General features: G+C 45.1%; 26 protein-coding genes. 17 read left to right on the forward strand and 9 right to left on the reverse strand.

Going from position 1 to position 26,019, the window contains the following annotated elements; all coding sequences use genetic code 11:
- Positions 1-142 precede the first annotated feature (142 nt).
- Genes CAG60_RS03930 through CAG60_RS03940 form a run of 3 tightly spaced genes read left to right on the forward strand, consistent with a single transcriptional unit; the run spans position 143 to position 2,813 of the window.
- Positions 143-997, forward strand: a complete 855-nt coding sequence (locus CAG60_RS03930; RefSeq protein WP_237665954.1) for a heme/hemin ABC transporter substrate-binding protein — start codon at positions 143-145, stop codon at positions 995-997.
- Positions 998-1,002: 5 nt separating this feature from the next.
- Positions 1,003-2,034 (forward strand): FecCD family ABC transporter permease, encoded by a 1,032-nt coding sequence (locus tag CAG60_RS03935; RefSeq protein WP_115152606.1) that lies wholly within the window; start codon positions 1,003-1,005, stop codon positions 2,032-2,034.
- Positions 2,034-2,813: a heme ABC transporter ATP-binding protein gene (locus CAG60_RS03940; protein WP_161438345.1), complete on the forward strand. Its 780-nt coding sequence runs from the start codon at positions 2,034-2,036 to the stop codon at positions 2,811-2,813. Before CAG60_RS03935 ends, CAG60_RS03940 begins: the two co-directional genes overlap by 1 nt.
- Here the strand turns inward: CAG60_RS03940 and CAG60_RS03945 are convergent.
- A complete protein-coding gene (locus tag CAG60_RS03945; RefSeq protein WP_161438346.1) occupies positions 2,810-3,280 on the reverse strand; it encodes a TetR family transcriptional regulator in 471 nt (156 codons plus the stop codon). The genes CAG60_RS03940 and CAG60_RS03945 overlap by 4 nt on opposite strands.
- A 387-nt stretch (positions 3,281-3,667) precedes the next feature.
- Here CAG60_RS03945 and CAG60_RS03950 point away from each other — a divergent pair, with 387 nt between their 5' ends.
- Together CAG60_RS03950 and CAG60_RS03955 are read left to right on the forward strand one after the other, a co-directional pair.
- A complete protein-coding gene (locus tag CAG60_RS03950) occupies positions 3,668-3,967 on the forward strand; it encodes a YfcZ/YiiS family protein (RefSeq protein WP_004396702.1) in 300 nt (99 codons plus the stop codon).
- 127 nt (positions 3,968-4,094) lie between these two features.
- Positions 4,095-4,694 carry a hypothetical protein gene (locus CAG60_RS03955; protein WP_161438347.1) on the forward strand — a complete coding sequence of 200 codons (600 nt, stop codon included), beginning with the start codon at positions 4,095-4,097 and terminating at the stop codon, positions 4,692-4,694.
- Positions 4,695-4,716: 22 nt separating this feature from the next.
- Here CAG60_RS03955 and CAG60_RS03960 read toward each other — a convergent pair whose 3' ends face one another.
- Positions 4,717-5,325 carry an AraC family transcriptional regulator gene (locus CAG60_RS03960; RefSeq protein WP_161438348.1) on the reverse strand — a complete coding sequence of 203 codons (609 nt, stop codon included), beginning with the start codon at positions 5,323-5,325 and terminating at the stop codon, positions 4,717-4,719.
- Between the two features lie 178 nt (positions 5,326-5,503).
- On the opposite strand from CAG60_RS03960, the gene CAG60_RS03965 reads away from it, so the two are divergent.
- Entirely contained in the window at positions 5,504-6,610 is a 1,107-nt protein-coding gene (locus CAG60_RS03965; protein ID WP_004396705.1) for a 1-acyl-sn-glycerol-3-phosphate acyltransferase, read from the forward strand.
- 69 nt (positions 6,611-6,679) lie between these two features.
- Here CAG60_RS03965 and CAG60_RS03970 read toward each other — a convergent pair whose 3' ends face one another.
- On the reverse strand, positions 6,680-8,503 hold the full coding sequence (locus CAG60_RS03970) for a hybrid-cluster NAD(P)-dependent oxidoreductase (protein ID WP_161426625.1): 1,824 nt from the start codon (positions 8,501-8,503) through the stop codon (positions 6,680-6,682).
- Between the two features lie 201 nt (positions 8,504-8,704).
- Between CAG60_RS03970 and pyrC the strand changes: the two genes are divergently transcribed.
- Both pyrC and CAG60_RS03980 read left to right on the forward strand, forming a co-directional pair.
- The gene (gene pyrC / locus CAG60_RS03975; RefSeq protein WP_161426626.1) at positions 8,705-9,733 is read left to right on the forward strand and encodes a dihydroorotase; all 1,029 of its coding nucleotides are present in this window, start codon (positions 8,705-8,707) and stop codon (positions 9,731-9,733) included.
- Between the two features lie 74 nt (positions 9,734-9,807).
- Complete coding sequence (locus tag CAG60_RS03980; protein ID WP_161438349.1) at positions 9,808-10,740, forward strand: M14 family metallopeptidase; 933 nt, start codon at positions 9,808-9,810, stop codon at positions 10,738-10,740.
- Between the two features lie 124 nt (positions 10,741-10,864).
- Here CAG60_RS03980 and CAG60_RS03985 read toward each other — a convergent pair whose 3' ends face one another.
- The gene (locus CAG60_RS03985; protein ID WP_004396709.1) at positions 10,865-11,656 is read right to left on the reverse strand and encodes an AraC family transcriptional regulator; all 792 of its coding nucleotides are present in this window, start codon (positions 11,654-11,656) and stop codon (positions 10,865-10,867) included.
- 97 nt (positions 11,657-11,753) lie between these two features.
- On the opposite strand from CAG60_RS03985, the gene CAG60_RS03990 reads away from it, so the two are divergent.
- The 3 genes from CAG60_RS03990 to CAG60_RS04000 all read left to right on the forward strand — a co-directional run bounded on the left by CAG60_RS03990 (position 11,754) and on the right by CAG60_RS04000 (position 14,546).
- Complete coding sequence (locus CAG60_RS03990; RefSeq protein ID WP_004396710.1) at positions 11,754-12,656, forward strand: DMT family transporter; 903 nt, start codon at positions 11,754-11,756, stop codon at positions 12,654-12,656.
- A gap of 174 nt (positions 12,657-12,830) precedes the next feature.
- A complete protein-coding gene (locus tag CAG60_RS03995) occupies positions 12,831-13,595 on the forward strand; it encodes a DeoR/GlpR family transcriptional regulator (protein WP_154170756.1) in 765 nt (254 codons plus the stop codon).
- A gap of 228 nt (positions 13,596-13,823) precedes the next feature.
- Positions 13,824-14,546, forward strand: coding sequence for a LuxR family transcriptional regulator (locus tag CAG60_RS04000; RefSeq protein ID WP_154170757.1), 723 nt, complete (start codon positions 13,824-13,826; stop codon positions 14,544-14,546).
- A gap of 2 nt (positions 14,547-14,548) precedes the next feature.
- Here the strand turns inward: CAG60_RS04000 and CAG60_RS04005 are convergent, their stop codons facing one another.
- The gene (locus tag CAG60_RS04005; protein ID WP_161438350.1) at positions 14,549-15,130 is read right to left on the reverse strand and encodes an acyl-homoserine-lactone synthase; all 582 of its coding nucleotides are present in this window, start codon (positions 15,128-15,130) and stop codon (positions 14,549-14,551) included.
- 417 nt (positions 15,131-15,547) lie between these two features.
- On the opposite strand from CAG60_RS04005, the gene CAG60_RS04010 reads away from it, so the two are divergent.
- The 4 genes from CAG60_RS04010 to CAG60_RS04025 all read left to right on the forward strand — a co-directional run bounded on the left by CAG60_RS04010 (position 15,548) and on the right by CAG60_RS04025 (position 17,544).
- Complete coding sequence (locus CAG60_RS04010) at positions 15,548-16,042, forward strand: acyl-CoA thioesterase (RefSeq protein ID WP_161438351.1); 495 nt, start codon at positions 15,548-15,550, stop codon at positions 16,040-16,042.
- A gap of 257 nt (positions 16,043-16,299) precedes the next feature.
- On the forward strand, positions 16,300-16,548 hold the full coding sequence (locus CAG60_RS04015; protein ID WP_040905130.1) for a DUF3297 family protein: 249 nt from the start codon (positions 16,300-16,302) through the stop codon (positions 16,546-16,548).
- 118 nt (positions 16,549-16,666) lie between these two features.
- Positions 16,667-16,918 (forward strand): DUF2999 family protein, encoded by a 252-nt coding sequence (locus tag CAG60_RS04020; RefSeq protein ID WP_161438352.1) that lies wholly within the window; start codon positions 16,667-16,669, stop codon positions 16,916-16,918.
- 374 nt (positions 16,919-17,292) lie between these two features.
- Complete coding sequence (locus CAG60_RS04025; RefSeq protein WP_161438353.1) at positions 17,293-17,544, forward strand: hypothetical protein; 252 nt, start codon at positions 17,293-17,295, stop codon at positions 17,542-17,544.
- Positions 17,545-17,842: 298 nt separating this feature from the next.
- Here the strand turns inward: CAG60_RS04025 and malG are convergent, their stop codons facing one another.
- The 3 genes from malG to malE all read right to left on the reverse strand — a co-directional run bounded on the left by malG (position 17,843) and on the right by malE (position 21,583).
- Positions 17,843-18,733: a maltose ABC transporter permease MalG gene (malG, locus tag CAG60_RS04030; protein ID WP_004396716.1), complete on the reverse strand. Its 891-nt coding sequence runs from the start codon at positions 18,731-18,733 to the stop codon at positions 17,843-17,845.
- 11 nt (positions 18,734-18,744) lie between these two features.
- Positions 18,745-20,322: a maltose ABC transporter permease MalF gene (gene malF / locus CAG60_RS04035; protein ID WP_161438354.1), complete on the reverse strand. Its 1,578-nt coding sequence runs from the start codon at positions 20,320-20,322 to the stop codon at positions 18,745-18,747.
- Positions 20,323-20,401: 79 nt separating this feature from the next.
- The gene (malE, locus tag CAG60_RS04040) at positions 20,402-21,583 is read right to left on the reverse strand and encodes a maltose/maltodextrin ABC transporter substrate-binding protein MalE (RefSeq protein ID WP_004396718.1); all 1,182 of its coding nucleotides are present in this window, start codon (positions 21,581-21,583) and stop codon (positions 20,402-20,404) included.
- Between the two features lie 712 nt (positions 21,584-22,295).
- Between malE and malK the strand changes: the two genes are divergently transcribed.
- Complete coding sequence (gene malK, locus CAG60_RS04045; RefSeq protein ID WP_004396719.1) at positions 22,296-23,417, forward strand: maltose/maltodextrin ABC transporter ATP-binding protein MalK; 1,122 nt, start codon at positions 22,296-22,298, stop codon at positions 23,415-23,417.
- A 55-nt stretch (positions 23,418-23,472) separates the two neighbouring features.
- Here malK and CAG60_RS04050 read toward each other — a convergent pair whose 3' ends face one another.
- Positions 23,473-24,375, reverse strand: coding sequence for a DMT family transporter (locus CAG60_RS04050; protein WP_154170762.1), 903 nt, complete (start codon positions 24,373-24,375; stop codon positions 23,473-23,475).
- A gap of 95 nt (positions 24,376-24,470) precedes the next feature.
- Between CAG60_RS04050 and CAG60_RS04055 the strand changes: the two genes are divergently transcribed.
- The gene (locus CAG60_RS04055; RefSeq protein WP_161438355.1) at positions 24,471-25,889 is read left to right on the forward strand and encodes an aminotransferase-like domain-containing protein; all 1,419 of its coding nucleotides are present in this window, start codon (positions 24,471-24,473) and stop codon (positions 25,887-25,889) included.
- Positions 25,890-26,019 lie beyond the last annotated feature (130 nt).

Consider the following 26,019-nt stretch of genomic DNA (forward strand, 5'->3'; position numbering starts at 1 on the left):
CACAAACGATAATGCAATTGATAATTGATATTGTTTGTATTATGAGTAATAATTTGCGCTCTTGAAACCAGAAATAGCCAATACCGCGGCAGCTTCACGTAGGCTGGGTATAACGTGGCCCATTTAGTTAATGAGCAGCATTATGAAATTGTCCATACCTTTTATTCGGCGACTTGCCAGTGTTTTATTCCTCTTGTGCGCTCATCATTTATCGGCAGCGGAGCGTGTGATCAGTGCAGGGAGCAGTGTTACTGAACTTATCTTTGCGTTAGGTGGACAAGATCAGCTCATTGCGGTTGATGTAACCAGCAATGAACCGCGCACGCGTGAATTACCTCAAGTGGGTTATCACCGACAGCTCTCGGCAGAAGGCTTGTTAGCGTTGAATCCAACCCAATTAATTGGCTCAGAGGAAATGGGACCAGAAAGTACCCTACGCCAGCTACGCTCTGCAGGTATCAAAGTCAATATCATCAACAGTGATCCTCATCCGCAAGGTTTGCTTGAACGTATCGACCAAATCGCCCAGTTAATTGACCGCCAATCGGTAGCGAAAACATTAAAACATCAAGTGAATGGGACATTAGAGCAACTTAAAGAGGGACAGCCTGATCAATCGCCACTCAAGGTGCTATTTTTACTGCTCCATGAAGGGCGAGCAGCCAACGTCGCGGGCTCAAATACCATTCCTGATACGCTGATCACTTTAGCTGGCGCTCGTAATCCTGCTGCGGAGATGATTTCAGCCTATAAACCCTTATCGATGGAAGCGCTGATCACCATGCAGCCAGACGTTATTTTGGTCAGCGGCCGTAGCTATGATCAGCTCGGCGGAGCAGAGGCGATTCTAGAAGCACTGCCGATGTTAAAAGCGACACCTGCGGGTATCCATCAACGCATCATTACCATTGATGGTCATGCACTCGTCGGCGGCGTCGGCCTGAAAACCATTCAAGAAGCACTGCGTTTGCAAGCGCTGCTCTATCCAAAGGGATAATAGCCGTGTTACGTCATGTGCCTATTCATCTATTACTTATTGCCTTAGCGCTAAGTTTGGGAATATTAAGTTTAGCTTCCATTACCGTTGGACCTATGTCGATCAGTTTTCGAGATAGCCTATATAGCTTACTATTTCGCTCTGATGATATTGCGACTCATATTAATCTGGTTATTCACCAAATTCGTCTCCCACGCACTCTCCTGTGTTTATTGGTTGGTGCAATATTAGCGCTCTGCGGGGTTGTTATGCAGGGCTTGTTTCGTAACCCTCTCGCTGAACCAGGGATCATTGGGGTATCTGCAGGTGCGTCATTAGGCGCAGCGCTCGCCATTGTATTACTCGCCTCTTTTGAATTGAATGCCACATGGATGAACATGTTCACGCTCCCCTTGTGTGCTTTTATCGGCGGAGTATTAACAACGTTACTGGTTTATCGACTAGGCACCAGTCAATTGGGAACTTCAGTGACCATCATGCTATTGGCTGGCGTAGCGATCAGTGCGCTTTCTGGGGCAGGGATTGGCTATTTAAATTTTCTGGCTGACGATCAAATGCTGCGTGATCTAACCCTATGGTCGATGGGTTCATTTGCTGGCGCTAATTGGCCACAAATCTATTTGTGTCTATTCGCACTGGGAATATTAGCTTATTGCTTTCATCGTCGAGCGATGGCACTGAATGCGCTTTTGCTGGGTGAATCGGAAGCTCGCCACCTAGGTATTGGCACTCAGCAACTCAAGCGAGCGCTGATCATACTTTGCGCCGCAGGCGTTGGTATCACGGTCAGCGTGGCTGGGATGATTGGTTTTGTCGGCTTGGTCGTGCCCCATTTAGGGCGGATGCTCGTTGGCCCTGATCATCGATATTTATTACCCGTCTCCGCTCTCCTTGGTGCATTACTGCTGACTTGCGCCGATATGTTTGCCCGAGTTGCCGTTGCACCAAGTGAATTACCGATCGGGATTGTCACAGCGCTCGTCGGTGCTCCCTTTTTTCTCTATTTACTGTTTAAACAAAAAGGGAAACTGTTTTAATGCTTACTCCAGCGATTCAAGCGCATCACTTAACGGTCTGTTTTCATTCAAAATCGATATTAAAAGATATCAATATTGAACTCCATCATGGCGAAGTCACCGCTTTACTTGGTCCTAATGGTGCGGGGAAAAGTACCTTATTGAAGGCGTTAAGTGGCGAGATTGACACCCACTCTCGCATTCGTTTCTTCGGCCAACCTCGCGAAAACTGGTCAGCAAAGACCTTAGCAAAGCATGTCGGTATTTTACCGCAAAGTAGCTCATTAAACTTTCCATTTACGGCTCAAGAAGTGGTCGAACTTGGTGCAATCCCGCTTGATATTGGCCATCGACAAACTCGGCAATTAGCGCGTTATTATATGCAAAAGACCGATGTTTTACCGTTAGCTAATAGGCTCTATCCTGAACTCTCAGGAGGAGAAAAACAGCGTTTACATTTAGCAAGAGTGCTCACCCAACTGCATCAATCCGGTGCGCAAAAAGTCTTAATGCTTGATGAACCCACCTCGGCATTAGACTTGGCGCACCAACATAATACCTTGCTTATCGCTCGTCAGTTAGCTCGTGAAGAACAATGCGCCGTCGTGATTGTCTTACATGATTTGAACTTAGCGGCGCAATACGCCGATCGGATGGTGATTCTTCATCAAGGGCACATTGTCTGTGATGCTCCACCGTGGCAAGCTCTGAGCGCCGAGATGATCAAGCAGATCTATGGTCATGATTCGATGATAGCACCACACCCGACGTTAGATTTCCCAATGGTCTACCCGGTTTAATCAAGCTCACTCATCGCAATGATCGATTTACCAATCAACCACTCTAATTGTTGGCGACTTTGTGGTCCCCATTTGTCGTCAACCAGTTTATAAAGCCGACTCATCATTTGCGCTGAAAAAAACTCGGCACGCTCAGCCATGACCACATGTTGAAACAATAAACGCAGTGTTGCCATAAAAGTCGGAGTCGTGCGTAGCGCCTTCAACCAGCTTTCTGCAAATTCATTCAACCCTTGTTCTAGCTCTAAATGTTCCGTGAATTGGTGAAAAATTTTGCTTTCTAACGCTAACGCAAAATCAGTTTTCTTAGGGAAGTGATGACTAATACCCGTTCTCGAGACCCCAGTCTGCTGACTTAATGTGGTGTAAGACATTTTGTCGTAGCCCAAACTGAGCAGTTGATCGATAACGGCATCCATAATTCTTTGAATCGTAATTTCAGTATCTTCTTTACTACGTTTTGGCATGGCTCATGCTCTTCATCAAAGGGTGATTATTCGGCTAGATAGTTCAAAGACTGTTGTTCTTGCGAGGTTAAATAGTCAGCAAACCGTCGGGATCATCTTACAAAGTCTTAATGAAGACAATGAAACCGGTAGCATTATGACAAAAAACTGTCACTCATTCGCACAAACTCTTGACGCATATCACAAGATATTGCCACGTACTCATCGTTCATCTACGCTTCACTGACTACTCAATCATAGTATGAATAATTGATTTATCTAGATTATGCCCAGATAACCACTTCAACTGATATCAACATTAACCAATTCCATCGCAAGCGGATATTAAGTGGTAAGCGACATCATAGCAGGCTAAAATAGCCTTAGTTTTTATAAGAGGATAATGAGATGACCAATCAATGCTACGTAGAAGATGAAGTATGTGAAGCCTGTGGTGTTGCCGGAGAAATGGGATTTATCATTAAAGAAGGTGACGAAGTTGCCGAAGTCACCATTTTTGCGACCGAACAAGATTTACTTCAACAAGAGTTTGATAAATACCTACAACTCGCTCAACAAGTGTGTGCCAACGTTGAATATCAAATTCTTCCTACTCAAGAAGCCAATAAACTGCATGCTCAATTCAAGTTTGAAGTCAGTGCGGAAAAGTTGATTTTTGAGCTTAAGTCGCGTTCATTATTCCGCTAAAGTGCTCAGGTGAGCGATCACTCGCTCGCCTGATACCCGCAGCAATACAAAGGTACAACCATTCATTGAAAATCCGCAGCATTAGACCGATACTTTTACCGTGGTCACCAATACAAGGATGTCAGCCATGCGGCGCTGGTTACTGGGTGTATTGAGCTTACTATGCGCACTGCCTTTGCTCGCCATCCCTCTTGATTATTATAAAATACTCAACCATTTGGATAATTATGGTAACCTCAATTTACGCAATAAACCTTATACTGAATTGCCTAATGGCCTTGAAGTCAAAGGCAACCTTAATATTGCGCAAACCTCGATTAAAAGTCTGCCTCCTCAACTTCGCGTAGAAGGCAGTTTGGAAGCGAGTAATAGCCAACTGCAACGTATCCCTCGCGGAACCTTTATTCGTGGTTATGCGAATCTACTCGGCTCACAAATCACCCGTTGGCCTGCTGGCGTTAATGTCGGAGGGTACATCAATTTGACCGATACCCCGCTTAAGCAGCTACCGCCAAGGTTGGTCGTTAAGGGAGATTTAAGCGTCGTCAGAACCCCACTAGCCGAACTTCCAGAAGGCTTGGTCGTTCAAGGTGATCTGTATATTGGCGGTTCCCAGATCACCCGTTTTCCAGACACCATGACGGTCAATGGCAACATCTTTTTAGGAGGGAATCAGATTCAACAATGGCCGACCAATCTTACCTTAGGCGGAGCCGTCGCCCGATAAGAATTAGCTTAGCTGAAATGAATTAAGGCATCTCACCTAAAATCAATTGACACAGTTGTTGATACTGTTCAACTTGACTGGCAAACAGGGTCTCAATGACTAGCGCTTCTTTTACCCCTGACAGACGGCGCTTTCGTGTCTCACGCACCAATAATGCCAAATGATACTCTTTACTGATCCCAAGATGGCTGTCTGGCGTCCATTGACTCAATACTTGACTTAAACCGGTGAGTTTGAGTTTGGGTTCAAAGTTTTGTACTTCATACTTCAGCACTTGCAATAAATGAGGATACACTGGAGTTGTAGAGACAGGCTGTTGTAAGCGTTGTAAAATACTGCTGCTCAAGTCATTGTGTTTAATCGTTCCAGCCTGCGAAGGAAACGGACAGCGCAGGCGGACTGAAAAATCCACTCGTGTGATTTGAGTATTCGGAAAAAAAGTTAATGCACACAAGCAATCGATGGGAATCCATAATGCTTGGTGGGCTTCTATGGCGTATTCATGTTTGCCAAGTCGAAATAAGACTAAACCGTGATTCACTTGGATTAAGCTATGCTTACTCGTTCGTTTTCGCGCCGTCACTTGCAAATAAGGAAAAGTACAAGTTTCAGATTGAATCGCGTAGTTCATGGTTGGCCTCATGCATTTTAAGGGCGCTAAGAGTAACGCTTCTTGATAAAAAAGCCAACTGAACTGAACCTTATCAGACTGATTCTGGTCTGACCTTGTAAATTATGTGCTTATGATAGCTGCGAGTCACTCAGAGTATGCGTAGAATAGGCGAGCTTTTTATTTGATATACAATACTATGACCTCAACCAACGATCCTTATTTAGATATACGTCCTTATAATGACGATGAAATTCCTGCGGCGCTTGACCGTTTAATCAATGATGAAGAATTTATCTCGGCGATTTTGCAGCACCGTTTTGCTCACCAACCTGCTTGGCTCAGACCACTATTGAGCCCTATCGTAAAAATCTATTTGAAATTTAAGTGGGCCAAACTGACTTCGGTTGAAGCCATTCAGCTAGAGGTAAAGAAATATCTCGATCAAACCTTGGAACATACCACCAATGGCGTTACTTATAGTGGGCTTGATCAATTAGATAAAAATCGCTCTTACCTTTTTATCTCTAATCATCGCGATATCGCCATGGATCCTGCGTTAGTTAATTATGGTCTGCATAAAAGCGGTCATCGAACGGTACGCATTGCGATTGGCGATAACTTATTGAAGAAACCCTGTGCCACGGAATTAATGCGTCTGAATAAAAGCTTTATCGTGCAACGTTCTGCTAAAGGACCGCGCGAAATGATGAAGATGCTCGGTACGCTATCAGGCTACATTAAGCACTCGCTGGAGACGGGTAACTCGATCTGGATCGCCCAGAAAGAAGGACGGGCCAAAGATGGTAACGATTTTACTGATGCGGCGATTTTAAAAATGTTTCATGTCGAAGGACGTAAACAAAAAGTTGATTTTGCTGAATATATGCAATCACTTAATATTGTACCGGTATCAATTGCTTATGAAAATGACCCTTGCGACGTCGCCAAAGCACGCGAACTGTATGAAAAAGCGACTCACGGCCAATACCAAAAAGCCGAATTTGAAGATATTGAAAGCATTATTCAAGGGATTGTTGGCGAAAAAGGACGAATCCATGTTGCCTTTGGTGACGTAATTAGCGAGCCTTTTGCTACTCCAGAAGCCTTAGCCGATGAAATTGATCGCCAAATTCACGCTAATTATCGTCTCTATCCAATCAACTACTTGGCGGCGAATGTCGACCACGAGGAGATACAGGATGAGCATAAAGTGCAACTGGAAGCGAAGTTAGCTCAACTCCCTGTTGATGCTCAACGTTATTTGCTCGACAGTTACGCCAATCCTGTACGCAATAAAGCTTAATTGTTGCCCACTTAATTGAGCCACTCCTGACATTTCAGGAGTGGCTTTTTCTTTTGGCCTGTCGCCGATTTATGAGCTTATTACTTCAATATCGGTTTCAGGAACACTGCAACACGCCAATACTTTACCAAGATGGCGTTCATGATCGGGCAAAGCCAATGCCTCCGGTTGTTCAACACGACCCGATTGCACCGTCACTTTACAAGCGCCACAAAAACCCGCTCGACAACTGTTGGCCACTTTTAAACCCGCTCGCTCGGCTTGCTCAAGCAACGTGGTCTGGTTATCGCCTTGAAACGCCTTTCCATCGAGTGTGATGGTGAGGGGCTGATACGCTCGATTAACCGATGGTGTCACCGTAAAGACCTCCTGGTGATAAGCCGTTTCTGGAACACCTAGCTTCAGCAACAGGTTTTTCGCTTTTTGCATAAATCCATCTGGCCCACAGACAAAAACCTGCCTCTGTATCACATTCTCTATTTTTTTGAGATGAGATAAGGATAGTCGTCCTTTTAAAGCAGGCCAATCGATAGAAGGCTGAGTCAAACTGATCATCAGCGTTAAGCCCGAATGAGCAGAGCGTAAAGCGTCTAGCTCATCACGAGCGGGAATATCGGCTTCACTACGGCATTGGTGATAAAATACAATATCTTGCATCATTTGGTGGTCCGCTAAATAACGCAACATCGATAACATCGGCGTAATGCCACTGCCCGCAGACAAGAATAATAGCGGCTGAGATAAATGCTCATTGCGCAAATGAAAATTTCCCTCAACAGATTGGGCGACTAAACTCTCCCCCACCTGAAGATGTTCCAATAACCAATGAGACACTTGCCCACCATCGATCGCCTTAACGGAAATCGCTAAACGCCCCGGCCGAGAAGGGCTTGAAGAAAGCGTATAGCGACGATGATGCACTTTACCGTCAATAATCACTTCAATCGGTAAATGTTGGCCGGGGAAATACTCGGGGAAATCACTGCGTTGTGGCTCTAACCAAAAAGTCACAAAATTATTGGCGATGGTCTCGCGTTCAACGCAACGCATTTGATAGTGGCGCTGTCCTTGGTCAAGGTAGTGCTCTTTTTCTTTGTATTCCAACACTTCGATCGGATCATTAACCGAGATCATTCCTTCATTTTTGGCAATCAAGTTTTGACCGAAAAACACGCCGCCGCGTTGATTGGCACGAAATTGAGCTAAGGTTCTTAACGGTTCCGTACTGGGGCGAAACTGCCCCGTACTCATATCAACCGTGGTCAAAATACAGCGTTCACAGGGTTTGACCAGTTCAAATTCAACCTGACCAATTCTGATCCGCTTCCAGCTATCTTCGATGAAAGGCTCCCCGCCAGAAACGACCAAGTTGGTTCGAAATTGCGTCATGCTATGTCGCTCTGGGCTACGGCGGTTCAACTCATCCAACGACGCTTGGCTAATTAATAACAGGGGATAACCATCAGCAAAGCTGACATTGCTGCCGACTTTCTCGCGTACTCGATTGGACTGCTCACCTGTAAAGAGTAATTCAACCCGCTGACCCAACGCAGCACTGAACCAATCATCCGCTTCGTCGGTGGTGGTATAAGCGGTAAAATTATCATCCCAGACTTGAGCCTGCGCCACTTGGCGTTTAAACGTACTATAACGCAGCGTTAAGGGCTCACGACCTGGCGCAGTAAAAATCAATCCATCGGCGGTTAATGCTGAGCGAATCGCCACCATAGCTGGGTACTTTCGCGCCGTTACCATACTGCCATCCGCCAAAGCAACCATGAAACGGCGATCAAACATCAACCCTTGTTTTTCAACCCAAGCGGTAGATAGCGATAACCCTGCCGTCGATTTAACCGGATAAATACTAATTTGTGAAAGCTGCACAGCCGACATGGTGATTCCTTATTGGTATTTTTATTGACGCTAAGCCTAACGGAAAACCGAGGGAAATAAAAAGCCGAAAACAAAGAAAAAGATGATATTAAACCACTTTTCCTCTATCATCCTGTCGCCTAAACGAAAGCGTTTGCGTCATAAGTACGTGAACATGGTTTAGGCTCCAATCATTCAACTTTTCCATGGTGGGAGCAATTCATGACAACCTTTACCCTGACTCGTCCCGACGACTGGCATGTTCATCTACGCGATGGTGATGTTTTACAAGATACCGTTCGAGACATTAGCCGCTATAACGGACGTGCACTGATCATGCCCAACACCGTCCCACCGGTCACCACGACTGATATGGCTCTTGCCTATCGTGAACGCATCTTAGCGGCTAAACCTCGCGCTCACTTTCAACCCTTAATGACTCTGTATCTCACCGACAATACTTCGCCTGATGAAATCCGTAAAGCCAAAGCATCCGGTGCGATTGTAGCGGCGAAACTTTACCCAGCCGGTGCGACTACCAACTCTGACTCTGGTGTCACTGACCCGAAAAAAATCTACCCAGTTCTACAAGCGATGCAGCAAGAAGGATTACTGTTATTGGTGCATGGCGAAGTAACGACACAGGATGTCGATATTTTTGATCGCGAAAAGACCTTTTTAGAGACCGTATTAGCGCCTATCGTCAACGACTTCCCAAACTTAAAAATTGTCTTAGAACACATTACGACCGCAGAAGCCGTCGCCTTTGTCAAACAAGCTGGGGAGAATGTCGCCGCGACGATCACCGCACATCATTTACTGTTCAATCGTAACCACATGTTGGTCGGCGGCATTCGTCCACATTTCTACTGTTTACCAATACTCAAACGAGCAACCCACCAAGACGCCCTAGTTGCCGCGGCCACCTCTGGCAATAAAAAATTCTTTTTAGGCACTGATTCCGCGCCCCATGCACAAGGCCAAAAAGAGTCCGCGTGTGGCTGCGCAGGATCATACACCGCGCACGCCGCCCTTGAGCTGTATGCCGAAGTGTTTGAGAAACAAGCTAAGCTTGAAAACCTCGCCGCATTTGCCAGTCATAATGGGCCTGATTTTTATGGCTTACCCCGTAATACAGATACTGTAATGTTAACTAAGCAAGCTTGGTCCGTGCCTAATACGATGCCGTTTGGCAACAACATGGTCGTTCCAATACGAGCTGGTGAATCTATTCACTGGACGGTGAAATAAACCGAGACACCAATTGCAGTACCCGCTTATAACGCTTAAGCTCATGACTTTTCTTACTCTCATTAGGGAAAGTCATGACTACTGCTTATCGTTACCCCATTGGCACACGCGGTCAACCATGGACCGAACAAGAACGTCAGGCTTGGCGTGCACAAACTAAGATTCAGCGCCCTTATCAAGCGGTGGTGGAGGCGATTAATGCTTTATCGGAGCAATTTTGTGTTGAGCAATACGGCGCACTGTCTTACGACCCTGAGCGATATCCGCTGCTATGTGTTAAAACTCAGCCTTGGCATGCAGATAAACCAACCCTTTTAGTCACTGGCGGAGTACATGGTTATGAAACCAGTGGTGTTTTTGGTGCTCTGCAATTTTTAACCGAACAGGCTTACCGCTACGCGGAACAGATGAATATTGTCGTAGTTCCTTGCGTCAGTCCTTGGGGGTACGAAACGATTCAACGCTGGAACCCCAATGCGTTAGATCCTAATCGTTGTTTTTATCCAAACAGTCCAGCAGAAGAGTCGGCTTCCCTGATGGCGCTGGTCGACAAACTACCGGCGATACTTGCCCATATTGACTTGCACGAAACCACCGACAGTGATGAAAACGAATTTCGCCCCGCATTAGCGGCGCGCGATGGTATCGATTATCAGCCGGGGCATATTCCTGATGGCTTTTATACGGTAGGAGACAGCGAGAATCCGCAGTTGGATTTTCAAGCTGCAATTATTGAGTCGGTACGCCAAGTCACTCACATCGCACCCGCCGATCAACAAGGTGAGATTATTGGCTCACCGGTTATCCAAGAAGGGGTGATTGTTTACCCAGTAAAAGAACTCGGCTTATGCGCTTCAGTCACAAATAGCCAGTACTGCTCAACCACCGAAGTGTACCCAGACAGTCCACGGGTCAATAGTGACGACTGTAATGCGGCTCAAGTGGCAGCGATCGTGGGCGCTTTAAACTATTTATACCCAAAAACTATTTATACCCAAACGACTTGAAGTTGCAGGTAAGCGGCAAGTGAGTGAATCCCCATGAGCATAGGCAAATCATGTGATTGGGGTGAACGAACGTAGCCAACACTACTGCCACTTCAAGTCGGAAGCGGATACTGGCTTGATAAGCTTAAGACAGCAATCGGTTCTTATACTGCTCCGGCGTTTGTCCGGAGTATTTTTTAAACATACTAATAAACGGACTGGCCTGATTGTAGCCCAAGGTTAATGCTACTTCTTTGACCGATTGCCCATGACGCAACAACTCCATCGAATGCAAATAACGCACTCGCAATCGCCATTCGGTAAAACTCATGCCTAATTCTGCCTGACAATAACGGGCTAACGTTCGCTCGGTAGTATGGATACGCTGTGCCCATTGCGAAAGTGTTGTTTCATCGGTTGGATTTTCTTCAATCGCTTTGAGTATCGGCGACAAATATTTGTGATGACTAGAAGGCAAGAAATGGTGCTGCGTCTCCTGCGTGGCTAATTGATCGAGTAACACTTGTACTAAACGCTGATCTTCACGACGGGTTGCGACACTCACTGAGCGCTGACGAAAGTCATCAATGATCGCCGAAACAATCGGGGTGACTTTAATTAGACTGGTTTTTTGTGGGAAACCTTCGGTCATTTCAGTCGCAATATTTAACGAACAGTACGCTAACGGACGTCGGTTATAACTTTTATGGCGGATCCCTGCGGGTACCCAAATAGCCAGATGGGGCGGAGCCAAAAAACGTACTTCTTCTGCCTCCATCTCAAGAATACCTCCGGAAATTAACTGCACTTGCCCCCAAGCATGGCTATGCTCTCGAGTCTCCGTATTAGAAAGAAAAGCCTCAAAATTCATGAATACTGCCGACGGAGCCTGCTCAATAGACAGGGAGGGATGAAGGTTTCTGCTGCGTTGATTCAAACTTGTCTTCCTATCGCTCAAAGTGTCTTTTTAAAGATATATATAATCATAGAGACCTGTCAAACTATAGCCAACAATAACCGACTCTGAGGCAGCGATGATTTATTTTCTCCCTTTGTTCACCGTGCTGATTTGGGGTGGCAACACCATTATCAATAAGATGGCCGCCAGTACCATAGAGCCAAGCGCAATGAGCTTTTATCGCTGGTTGCTCGCGATGCTGATCTTAAGTCCTTTTTGTTTACCAACCGTTATTCGGCAGCGTCACATCATTCAGCCCTATTTGCCCAAGCTCGCTGGCCTAGCATTACTGGGCATGGTGTTGAATCAATCTTTAGGCTATTACGCGGGATTAACCACCAGCGCTTCAAATATGTCACTCATCACCTCATTGGTGCCGCTATTGAGTGTGTTTATTAGCGTTCCCTTGCTCAATAAACGCATTTCTGGCTTGAGTATTACTGGAGGTCTGCTGTCATTGGTCGGTCTTGCATTAATGCTCGGTCAAGGCGATGTGTTATTTTTCCTTCATCAATCGATCACTCCCGGAGACGGTTTAATGGTCTTGGCGGCGCTGGTGTATGCTTTGTATTGCGTACTGCTCAAACGCTGGAAGATGCCACTAAGTAGCTGGACGATCATCTACTTACAAGGCGTATTAGCCGTATTCATGCTGATTCCATTATGGTTGACTAGCGAACAACTTCTGCCTACCGAAGGGTCATTGCCACTCATCGCTTACGCTGGTATTGCCGCCTCACTGCTTGCGCCATGGATGTGGGTAAAATCGATTGATGCCATTGGTGCCGATTCATCGGCGATGTTTATGAATTTATTGCCCGTGGTCGCTGTGACATTAGCTGCCACCTTGTTGGGGGAATACATTCATCAGTATCACTTCATCGGCGGTTTAATGGTCATTAGCGGAGTCATTTTATCCCAAGTGCGCATTCGACGTCGTTCGACGTTAGAACCGATAGAAAAAGCCTCAACACCATAAATCACAGCCAACGGCTCGCTCAACGAACGTTGGTCGATGGAACCAATATTCATGTTCGTTTTGTGTGAAACGAAGCTTAAAACGAACCAAAAACACGAATAATTTGCTCTCGTTGATTGAATTTAGTCCATTAAACCGTACACTTAGCGCACTTCAACGTATAAGGATAGGCCTGTGAAAGCGGTTAAACGTCATCAAGAAATCATTGAACTGGTGCAAACCCAAGGGTTTGTAAGTACGGAAGAACTGGTCGAACGATTTAATGTGAGCCCGCAAACCATTCGTCGAGATCTTAATGAGTTAGCCGATGCTAACCAACTCCGTCGAAATCATGGCGGAGCCACCATCGCCACCAGTTCGGAAAACTCCTCCTATCATACTCGTCAGATAACCTCGCAAGCGGAAAAAGAAAAAATCGCCGCGGCTTTAGTCAAACATATCCCTGATGGTGCAACGCTGTTTATTGATATTGGTACCACGCCAGAAGCGATTGCTCGCGCCTTGATGTTAGAGCACCACCACTTACGCGTTGTCACCAACAACATTAATGTGGCGACCATTTTGATGAGCAAGCCTGATTTCAATATTATTCTGGCAGGCGGTGAAGTGCGGAATAAAGACGGTGGTGTGACCGGAGAAGCCACTCTCGACTTTATCTCTCAATTTCGGCTCGATTTCGGTATTCTGGGGATCAGTGGTATCGACTACGATGGTTCGTTGCTCGATTTCGATTATCATGAAGTACGAGTCAAACGCGCGATCATCGAAAACAGTCGTTGCGTCTATTTAGGCGTTGATCACAGCAAGTTTGGACGTAACGCTATGGTCAAATTAGGCACACTCGCCGATATTGATCTGATCATCACCGATCAAGCGCCGCCAAAGGAAATTGAACATTTTGCCAAAGAAAACGAAGTGACTATCCAAGTTACGCTCTAAGGGGTTAAACAGTCCGGTTATCGCCAACAGCTGGGAATGGCGGATCAGTGAAAAATGAGTGAGAGTCAAAATAGGCTCTCACCATGGCGATATGCACAGATAAACGATGTCATTAGGATAATCGAATATTAACTCTACAGGGATAACACCATAAGGATAATTGCGGACATTATCTCTATTTAAGTATATTATCAGTTCAGTTAGCGCCTTTGTTGTCAATGGTCATTTATGCAAAAAATTCTGCGCCTGATCCAAGAAAATCCTTTTATTGATAGTTTTCAAGCTCTGCAATCTACGTTGGCTAAGATGAATCATCTCATTGAGCACGAATACTTTTTATTTGGCCTTTCTTTACAGACGACATTAACCAGTAACGACACCCTCATCGCCGATAATTACCCTCTCGCTTGGCGTCAACAGTACGACGAATCGCAATTTATGTTGATTGACCCGATTGTTCGCTACAGCATGACTAACTTTTTACCGATCCGCTGGTCGGAGATTCGCGCACATCATCAAGATAGCCAGATCATTTTTGAAGAAGCTCGCCTTAATGGCTTAAAAGAGGGATTCTCGATTCCAGTGCACGGATTAAGAGGCGAATTCGGGATGCTCAGTTTCGCGACCTCAGACACACGTCATTACGACCTTAATCTTCCGGCTATTCAGGCCTCGCAACTGCTTGTCCCCTTATTGGCACAAAACATAGACAATATTGTCCGCTGCCACCGAGAGGCAAAGCCCAGAGCAGAGTTAACCTGTCGTGAAGGACAATGTTTAAGTTGGGCAGCGGAGGGAAAAAGCGCTTGGGAAATCGCGCAAATTATTAATACCTCAGAGCGAACGGTGAAATTTCATCTCTCTAACGCTTGTAAAAAGCTTGGTGCGACGAATCGCTACCAAGCGATTACTAAAGCGATTTTAGGCGGTTATATTAACCCTTATTTATAATGTTAAGCGCCGACACTCTCTCGGTACCGCTCATTCATTGGGATAGATAACGCCACAGATCGTGTTGACCCGAGTACATGCACTTGTTGATTGCCTAACCTTTCACAAGGGATCCCTAAGCGTTGAATGAGTTTTTCGACACCAACCGACGTTACGGTTACATAACGCGTAATACGCTGCTGTTGCGCATGATGATAAAGCGATTGAAACATCTTCATCGTCACGTTACTCACCCCACCAGCCAGTGCTGAAAAATCTTTATCCACCGCAAAACGACTCAATTCATACACCTGCGAATCTCGCGGTGCAGTCATCGCCCCAAGTAACTCTGGGAAAGTGTTTTTTAACATATAATCCGAGGTCGTCGGTAAAATTCGCCAACAGCCCACTATCTGTCCTTGTTCTTCCTTGGCATATAAGTAATGCGCTTGGGGTATATCATACTCATCGCTTTCTAAGCCCCCTGCGGTTTTTAACTGCCAATTAAGACGCTGATAAAAAACCTTATAACGTAAGCCTAGTAATGCAGCATAGTCTTGCTCAGGCAATGTCGTGAATGAATGACTGTAAATAGAAATGGTCATGAGACTTCTCCTTTGGTTAATGGAGAAATCACGCTATACAAACTTGACGCACAAGAAACCTGTTCGATCGAACAGTTACATCACTCACCTTGATGCTCTATGATCAGGTCAGCTGAATTACTAACAATCAGTTGGCAAATTGATTAGGTACATACTTCAAAAAATTTAATTCGTACCGTGTAAAAACCCCTCTTTTAGAGGGGTTTTTTATTATACCCGAGAGATGCATCCCGTTGATCCATTGATACTCCACTGAATGGAATTGCAACCAAACGCGCATCACAACGCTCAGAGCATCAACTATTTACCTTATCTGCATAACGACAACTTCACAAAGCCAAATGACGTTAAGATACGCTTTGCTTGATCTATAGTAATCTTATCGAGATAGCGATAGTCACATTAAGGAATGTATACATGAGTTTTGGCAAACGAGAGATAACCCTACGCTTTTTAGCAGAACCTGGCGATGTTAACTTTGGCGGTAAAGTTCACGGAGGCGCGGTCATGAAATGGATCGACCTTGCCGCTTATGCGTGCGCTGCTGGCTGGAGTGGTAAATATTGTATTACCGCTTATGCCGGTGGCATTCGTTTTGTTGCCCCAATCCATGTGGGCAACTTGGTCGAAGTCAACGCTAAAGTCATCTACACAGGCAAAACCTCTATGCATGTCGCGATCGATGTGCAAGCCAGCGAGCCGACCGCACTAAACAATCGCCTCACAACACATTGCATTGTGATTATGGTCGCCGTCGACGAACAAGGTAAACCAACCCAAGTACCAGAATGGCAACCCACCTCAGCTGAAGACATCGCTTTACGTGAGTCGGCGATACGTTTAATGAACATGCGTACCGAAATTGGCGAAGAGATGGAAGCTCACGTCAAATACCTAAAACCCAAAACCTAAGCTTGACTCTAATGGTAAAAAAGATAGCTAATACTTTATGCGTTGTCGTATGCCCAAGCACCTTAGTGTTGTAGGTAGATGGTGAGCATTCATCTATCAGCATCGATAATCATCTGATTGGGACGGAGGAATGCTGCCGAGTTATCGATCATTACGCACCACGGCAGCTGCAAATAGAGAGGAGATAAACGTGGCTTGAACACTCCGCTCGCACTGTCTACAATAGCGCACTTTTTCGTAACTTCAGGTCACATATGATGAATGACACAACCGCAAAACCAGCCTTACCCGATCGTCTAGCCAGTAATTCTCGTAGCCCTTTCTTTGTCGCAGAATGCTTTGATCATGCGATTGGCATTCGCTTTAACGGCAAAGAACGCGGTGATGTAGAAGAATACTGTATTAGTGAAGGCTGGATTAAAATTCCTTCTCCTAAAGCGAAAGATCGTTACGGTAATCCAATGCTGATTCAACTCAAAGGTACAGTAGAAGCGTATTACGTATAATACTCCCGCTATTTATGCGTTAAGAAAGGCAACATTGATCCCGATGAATTCGAATCGGGATCAATGGGCCTGATATGCATGGATAAACCCGAGAAGAGAAGAAAATAAAGGTAATCTTATGAATCCAATTATAGCCCTCTTAAAAGAGCACGCGATCAGCGACCAACAAATCAATGACGTGTTTCAAGCACTGACACAAAATCCACTCGCAGCAATGGCCACCATTAGCCAACTGGGCTTACCTCAAGATAAATTGCAACTGTTGCTCGCTCAAGTGATGCAAAATCCAGCGTTAATTAAACAAGCCGTCGAAGAGCTTGGCTTAGATTTTTCAAAAATCGAAGAAGCACAAACCAAACTTCGTAGCTAAGCGCTTCATCGTCTTTTTCTCGTTCAACCTCAAAGCAAAGTCCTATTGCCTCTCTATACCCAAAAACTTTGAGTTGCAGGTAAGCGGCAAGTGAGTCAATCCCCATGAGCATAGACAAACGATGCGATTGGGGTGAACGACCCCAGCCAACACCGCTACAGCTTCAAGTACGAAGGGGATAACGACATCTCCTGTCATTGAAACGTCATCTCGCTTTGCTTTAATTGGTCTGTAGCACCGATAATACCCGCACAACTGACGCCAATACCATGCGATGATAAAACGGCTAAAGTGAGCTGAGTCCGTGTACTAACCCGTGGGATGAACATACTCTTATCCACGGTTGAGGTTAAATAATAACAACGAGAAAAACCATGTCCTTAACACTCGATAAAATTACGCTCAGTGAGTCGACCCTACTCGATGCAAAAGCCGTTGAATATCAATGGGTTCGTTCGTTATATGTCGAAGGCTACTCTGCCCACGAGATTAATCATTACATCAAAGCCTGTTTTGGCGGTGATGACACCTTTGCCGATCTGTTTCGAAAGGTGGCTCTAAAGCAAGAAAGCTTATATGTCCTTTTGCAGTACATGAGCTGCGCTCCCTCGACTCGAGAGCTGTAACCCACGATACAAAATCTTCGATCTGCCTCGCATCCAAATGGCATTCTGCTGTTTGTTCTCTGCTTATTGTTTATCATCTTCAACCGTAGCGAACTTGGCAAACGTCAGGCATAAAAAAACCTGAGTTAAACTCAGGTTTCGGTTACAAAAACTGTTAGTCATGAAGCTAGTAAGGAATAGAGCTAACAGCCAGCTATGCGTAACGCCAGAACTCATATCGAACTCAACTGATCGGCGGCCAAACCAAAAGTGTTGAGTCGATACAAAATGGGCGACCTGATGGTCGCCCTTATTATTGTTATCCTTTCACACCGCCAGCGGTTAGGCCTCCAACGAGCCAGCGCTGTGCAATTAAAAAGACCGCAGTAATAGGTAATGCTGACAATACCGCCGCAGCAGCGAAATTACCCCACAAATAGTTTTGCGGATAAAGGTATTGTTGCATTCCAACAGCCAACGTATAAGAGTTTACATCAGATAGTAATAAAGATGCTATCGGAACTTCACCAACTACCATGATGAAAGATAAAATAAACACCACGGCTAAAATTGGCACCGACAATGGCAGTAAAACCAATCTAAACGCTTGCCAAGGTGTCGCACCATCAAGGGCCGCGGCCTCTTCTAACGAACTATCGATACTTTCAAAGTAACCTTTAATCGTCCAAACATGCAGTGCAATACCGCCTAAATAAGCAAAGATTAAACCACCATGCGTGTTAAGCCCTAAGAAAGGAATGTATTGACCTAATTTATCAAACAACGCGTAAATGGCGACCAAAGCCAATACCGCAGGAAACATTTGAAAAATCATCATCGCTTTTAAGATGGTTTCTTTGCCCTTAAAACGCATCCGCGCAAACGCATAAGCCGATGTTGTCGACAGAGCCACAATAAACACCGAGCTGATTACCCCAACTTTAACCGAGTTCCACAACCAAGTCAGCACTGGGAAAGGCGGCGGGATCACCGTGCCGTCGGCGTGCGTAACCGTCATACCTAATGCCAATTTCCAGTGCTCAAGTGACGGCCGATCGGGGATAAGGCTGCCCGTCGCAAAGTTACCTTCACGAAATGAGATAGCAATAACCATCAATAATGGGAAAATAATCAGTGATAAAAATGCCCATAACGCGATGTGTGAGGCCCAAACTCGATATTTGAGCGACTTTCCTTGAACCATAGCCATATTCTTCGCTCCTATTTAGTTTCTGATACTTTGGCAAAACGTAAGTTGAACAGCGCTAACGCTCCCACTAACAAGAAGATTAAGGTCGCAATCGCACTAGCCAGACCAAAGTCTTGACCGCCCGCACCTTCAAACGCGATACGATAGGTATAGCTCACCAGCAGATCGGTATAACCAGCAGGTTCCGATGTGCCAATCATGTTAGGGCCACCCTGAGTTAATAACTGAATCATCACAAAGTTATTAAAGTTGAAAGCAAAGCTCGCGATCAGTAATGGGGTTAATGGCTTAATCATCAAAGGCAAAGTAATGCGAGTAAAATTGTGTATGAAGTTTGCGCCATCAATCGCCGAAGCTTCATAAAGATCATCGGGAATCGCTTTTAGTAGACCCATACATAAAATCATCATGTAAGGGAAACCCAACCAAGTGTTAACAATCAACACCATGGTTTTCGCCAAGAAAGGATCCGAGAACCAAGCTGGGCTTATGCCAAAAATGGCTTGTAGCATCATGTTTATTTCACCAAAACTTTGGTTAAATAAACCTTTAAAAATCAGGATAGAAATAAACGCAGGGACAGCATAAGGCAAGATTAACAGCACCCGATACACCGCACGACCTTTTAACGACTCCCACTGTACCAAGCTCGCCAATATCAAACCAATCACCAAAGTAAAAGCGACGGATAAAACCGAGAAGACAATCGTCCAGATAAAGATGCTGATGAATGGCTCTTTAATACCATCATCTTTCCATACTCGCTCAAAGTTATGCGTACCAATTGACACGATAAATCCGGGAGACACTGTCGGACCGACAAACTCACCTTGTTCGTCTATCACCTGATAAAAGCCGATCTCCATGTTCGGACGTAACCATTCACCGGTTCGATTATTGAATAGCGTCTTACCATCTTCTTGCACCGTGTAAAGAGGGACTACACCGGCAAATTGGCGTAAGCCACTCATCCGAATATCAATGCCTGATGGGAAGTGCAAATCAATCCCCGATAAGGTACTGCGATAGCCAACAATGGTGCGTACCGGTTCAGGCTCACCCAGTGGACTATCAAGCGGAGCAAGATACAAATCAGCAGGGACAGAACCTGTCAGAGGGAAACTTTCGGTGATATACCACTCATCACCGTCTTGCACAGCGATACGATAGCCATCATCCGCCTTGTGCAGTGTAAAAGGATAGCTATCGCCACTTTGATAAGTACGATTTAATAACACCGTCTGCGCTCGCTCAAAGGAGAGCTGATTTTTAGCGCTGTAGTTGGTAAATGCTAAATTGACGGTATAAGCAAGAGGAAAAAGGATAAACAGGATCATCCCTGCTACCCCTGGATAAATATAACGATGAGCGTAGGTCTTCTTACTACCAAAAATATACAAAGCTAAAACAGTAAGAACCAGAGTAAGCATAGCGAATGCCAGCTCACCGCGAGAATACATTAAAATCGTTGTATAGCCATTCACGATACCTACTGCGCTTAAAACGGCCCATTTAAGGATTGAGCCTTTGCTGATTGATCGTATTTTGGCTGAAACTGATATCGCCTCTGTACCTTGAATTGACTGCATATAACAACCTGCTAGCGAAATGAAAACTGAGAAAATAAGGAGAGGTTACCCTCTCCTCAAAAAGTACTATCGAATAAAATTATCGCGTCATTTGTCTTTCTGCATCCGCCAAAGCGGCATCAACGGTTTGACGTCCATCAACGATATTGATGATAGCGCTCTTCGCCGCTCCCCAGAAAGCGTTCATCTGTGGGATGTTTGGCATCACTTCACCGTTCAGTGCGTTATCCATCGTTGCTGCGATACGAGCATCAGAATCGAGTTCACTTTGGAAAGAGTTCAACGCAACAGCACCCAATGGTTTATCGTTATCCACCATACGTAAACCTTCGTTGGTCAGCAGGTAGTTTTCCAAAAACTCCACGGCAAGATCACGGTTAGGTGAAGCGGTGCTGATCCCAGCGGTTAATACGCCAACAAATGGTTTTGAGGCTTGACCATTAAATCTTGGTAGCGTGGTCACACCATAATTGATGCCTGAACGCTCAATGTTATTCCAAGACCAAGGACCATTAATGGTCATCGCGGTATTACCTTGGTTAAAGGCCGCTTCCGACACCGAATAATCCATATCGGCAGAGATGACGCCTTTATCGACCAAACCTTTTACAAAGTTCATCGCATCTTTAACGCCTTTATTGGCAATGCCAGCGTCTTTAATATCGTAACCGCCGCCAGTGTATTTAAAGGCATAGCCACCATCAGCAGCCATCAGTGGCCAAGTGAAGTAAGGTTCTTTTAAGTTCCACATAATCGCAGATTTACCTTGCTTCTTGAGTTTTGCATCAAGCTCAGCCACTTCTTCCCAGTTTTTTGGCGGGTTAGGAACTAAATCTTTGTTATAAATCAGCGAGAGAGATTCAACCGCAATGGGGTAACCAATCAGTTTGCCATCATAGCGAACAGCATCCCATGCAAAATCAACAATACCGTCTTTAATGCGTTGTGAAGGTTTGATTTCTGCTAATAAACCCGCTTCAGCATAACCACCAAATCGGTCATGCGCCCAAAACACAATATCAGGACCATCACCCGTTGCTGCCGTTTGCGGGAAACGGTCTTGCAAACCATCAGGGTGCGCAACGGTAACTTTAATCCCCGTGTCGGCTTCAAATTTCTTACCAACTTCAGCTAGGCCGTTATAACCTTTATCACCGTTGATCCAGATTGTGAGTTGTCCTTCTTGAATAGCAGCATTTGCACCAAATGAGCCAAGCGCAACCAAAGTGCTTAGCGCGACAGTGCTTAGGGCATTTTTCATCTTCATATCCTTGTTATTTGTGTTGTAGGGCGAACACCGATTGAGGTTTTGCCGTATTTCGCCATCTATCATCAGCAAAAAACGGGGGTGACTCATCCTCCTACTCCCTACGCCCTAGCCATTATGGCCTAGTTTCGTGATCTACATCGTCACAGGTTAGCGATCATAGTCACAAAAAAAGCGTTGACTGTGATGAAGTTCAACTTCATGACAATCAATAATTTGAACTGGATCTATATGATGGTTTTATCCCCTCCTCCGCCTCATCCTTGGCTACTCCCCCTATAAAAAAAAGCAACGGGAGGATGTGAGCAACCACATCATCAAGGAAACTAAGCACATCCAAGAGTGGATGGTAAGAACCCTTTCCAGTATCTATTGCAGTGCTGGCTTGCATTGCCGAATGGGTTTGCTGTCATCACTTGAGCGTTCGTGGTAATTATTGTACGGGGGAGACGTTCGAGCATGGTGGGGGAAGCAAACTGATTCTTGGCTTTGATGGGTGATGTTTTCTACAAGTCAGTGACGTTGTAGGCATCACCCTTTCTTTTCTTACTGATGAAATGAGAGGTAACGCAGCATCGCTGCAGAATCATCGGCATTCACCATGAAAAATGATTCACCTTAATGTATTCCTACTGTTATTGCCTGCAAGATAATTCATATAATGATAGGCAGTAATCATTAAAAATCTTGATCGAGGACGAGCTACATGGCGAGTGTCACGTTAAAAAATGTATGTAAAGCTTATGGTGATGTATTGATTTCTAAAAATGTTGATTTAGAAATCCCAGAAGGCGAATTTGTCGTCTTCGTAGGTCCATCAGGTTGTGGCAAATCCACCTTATTACGCTGTATTGCTGGCCTTGAGGAGATCACCTCTGGTGACCTTTATATCGGCGATCAACGCATGAACGATGTCGAACCGTCAAAACGTGGCGTCGGCATGGTATTTCAATCGTATGCCCTTTATCCGCATCTCAATTTATACGACAACATGTCGTTTGGCCTCAAACTAGCCAAAGCCAGTAAAGCGGACATTAGCCAACGAGTAGAAAAAGTCGCTGATATCCTGCAACTAAGCCATCTATTAGACCGTCAACCTAAAGCACTGTCTGGCGGTCAACGTCAACGGGTCGCGATTGGGCGGACCCTAGTTTCTCAACCCGATGTGTTCTTACTCGATGAACCACTGTCTAACCTAGATGCAGCGTTGCGTGTACAAATGCGCTCTGAAATTACCAAGCTACAGCGCAAACTCGGTTGCACGATGATCTACGTAACCCATGACCAGGTCGAAGCGATGACCATGGCCGATAAAATCGTCGTTCTCGATGCTGGTTTTGTTTCGCAAGTCGGTAAACCGCTTGAGCTCTATCACTACCCGAAAAACCGCTTTGTCGCTGGATTCATTGGCTCGCCAAAAATGAACTTTATGAGTGTCACGATTGAAGAAGCAGAGAAAGAGCGCGTAAAAGTCAAACTGTCTAACGGCTTCTCTTTCTGGATCCCTGTTGATGGTACCACCGTCACCGCCGGTGCTCGTATGTCACTCGGTGTACGTCCTGAGCACTTACTCTTACCAGAAGATGGCGATGCGCCCATCGATGGCAAAGTGATGATTGTTGAAAAACTCGGCAATGAAACCCAAGTGTATATGAATGTGAAAGGCTCAGACTCTGACATCATCTACCGCCAGCCAGACACGCTCGATATCGAAGTCGGGGATACGCTCACCATTGGTCTGCCCGCTCATCGCTGCCATTTATTCCACAGTGATGGCCGTGCATGTCAACGCTTACATCAAGAAAAAGGCGTTGTGATTGAGCGTTAAGTCTCGTCCTTGCAGACAACGGTCTGAAACCGTTGTCTGCCGCATGCAAAATAACTTAATTTTCCAATATTAAGCCTCGCTTTCGTCCCCATAGCTTCGGCTTTTTGACGACAAAGTACACCGCTAACGCGGTTAATATAAAACCTAATATCCCCAATCCATCCAATGATTCATCAAACGCAAACCATGCCTGAATCGCCGTCGTCGGCGGAACCAAATAAAAAATAGAGGCCACATTGGATGAAGCACCATGCTCGACCATGTACAGCAAAAGTAAAACGGCAACACATGATAAAACAACGACTAACCAAACCATGGTCAACACAAACGTCGTCGTCCATTGAATACTCATACTTTCAACCTTAAGCGCAAGAGGAATAAATAGTATGGAAGCCGCCATGTATTGCACCAAGGTTCCCCCCAATAGATCACTCTGTTGACAAAATCTTTTCTGGTACAAAGTGCCAACGGTGATGCCAAACAAAGAGAGAAGACACATTCCTACTGCTGCCCATTGCTTCTCTTCTGATTGCCACTCAAGGTTACCAAGCAAAACCAAGCTGATACCGACAAATCCTATCCCCAGCCCAATCCATTGACTAACAGTAAAACGTTGTGGCGTCATGATAACCAACAGCAAAACGGTCATCACAGGTTGAGTACCGACTAACAATGAGGTTAACCCTGCCGGCATCCCCCAATAAATCGCCTGATAAGTTCCGCCCAAATACAACCCATGAATCAGTAAACCAGCAACACTTGCGTGCCATAGTGCTTTCCCTTTTGGGATAGATTGCCGTTTAAAAAGAGCCAGCAAACCTCCGAATAAAAGTACCGTTAACAGCATACGCAAGCTGAGCAATGTCATAGGTTCAGCATAAGTCAGCCCATAACGAGCACCCACGAAGCCTGAAGACCATAATATGACAAACAGAAAAGGGATCATTTTAATGAACATAGAAAATCTCTCGCCATGAGGATAACAATTACGCTACTTTAATTGGGTACAGAAAAACAAAAAGGCACAGTTTCCATTATTTCAACGGGTACAGAATGGTCAAAATTTGCAAATATAAACAAGTTGAAGCGTATTTACGCCATGCCATTGAGCAACGTTTGTTTAATTCACACGAAAAACTACCATCCATTCGTGAATTAGCCCTTGCCCTATCGGTGAGCAAAAATACCGTCATTCGAGCCTATCAGGTGTTGGAAGCTCAAGGATGGGTGTACGCTCAGCCAAGAAGTGGTTACTGTGTTTCGCCACCACCGTCATCGTTAGAAATCCGTGAGCAAACACCTCGCCAAGTCGATTTATTGTCAATGTCGAAAGACATTCTGGCCAATCCAATCAAACACTATGAGATGTCAGCAGGTTCCGCACACCCGAATATCGACTCTAGTGCCATTCGTAGTTTGTATGCACATATCGGACGTCACAGTCGTAAACAAACGCATATTCCCAGTCACTATCAACTGCCACCGGGGAATAACCAACTCGTAAAACAGCTAGCAAAACTTTCGCAAGAGAGCGGTATCTTTGCCCAGAGTCGAGACATTGCCATTACTCATGGAGCACAACAAGCCATCAGCTTAGCTTTTCGAGCGCTCACTCAAGTGGGAGACATCGTGGCCGTCGAGTCGCCTTGTTATTTTGGTACCTTATTGTTAATCGAGTCTTTAGGGTTAAGAGTGGTGGAAATACCCAGCCACACAATAACTGGGATTGATCTAGATGCACTGGTTGATGCTTTACAGCGCTGGCCAATCAAAGCGTTATTGCTTACGCCTAATTTTACTAATCCAACAGGGGCATTGATGCCACTGCTACACCGTAAAATACTGCTAGAAAAAACATCCTCACTGCCAATCATTGAAGATGATGTCTTTGGTTATTTAGGATTTAACGACCCAATCCCCAGCTTAAAAAGCTTGGATAACCACGATAGAGTTATTTATATTAATTCGCTGTCTAAAACGTTAGATTCTCGACTTCGAATTGGCTGGATAATTGCTGGACAATACATGGAAAAAATAGATAAGATTTTACTCAGTGAGAACATGGGCAGCCTAAATTTAATACAATCAGCAGTGGCTGAGTTTCTCTATTCCGGTCAATACAAAACTCATCTTGCTAAAATGCGCCGCCTATATCAATATCGCCAGCAAAAGTTTACCACCATGTTGAACCAAGCATTCAATGGCCAACAAGGATTACAGGGACAATACCACCTCAGTCATCCAGAAGGTTCCTTTTTAAACTGGCTAACACTACCGTCTCATATCGATACTTACGAGCTCTACCAACAATGTCTACCAAAAAAAATCAGCTTCTTGCCAGGGCATCTATTTGCGACCCAACATCAATTCACTCACTGTATTCGCTTTAGCGTGGCAAATTTGAATGATGAAAAAAAATGGCAACCCAGCTTAAATCTTCTCGCGCAGATGATCACGGCTCAACTAAAATAAAGATAAACCGAAGCAAATCATCTTAGTTCGCAGAGATCCGCCCCCATTAACCACTATGATGTACAGTTAAATACAATAAAAGAATAATAAGGATTATCCATGAAACACCAGCTATCTCTTAGAGCTTTAG

It is taken from the genome of Vibrio sp. V33_P6A3T137, from assembly GCF_009904835.1.
GTDB classification, from domain to species: domain Bacteria; phylum Pseudomonadota; class Gammaproteobacteria; order Enterobacterales; family Vibrionaceae; genus Vibrio; species Vibrio metschnikovii.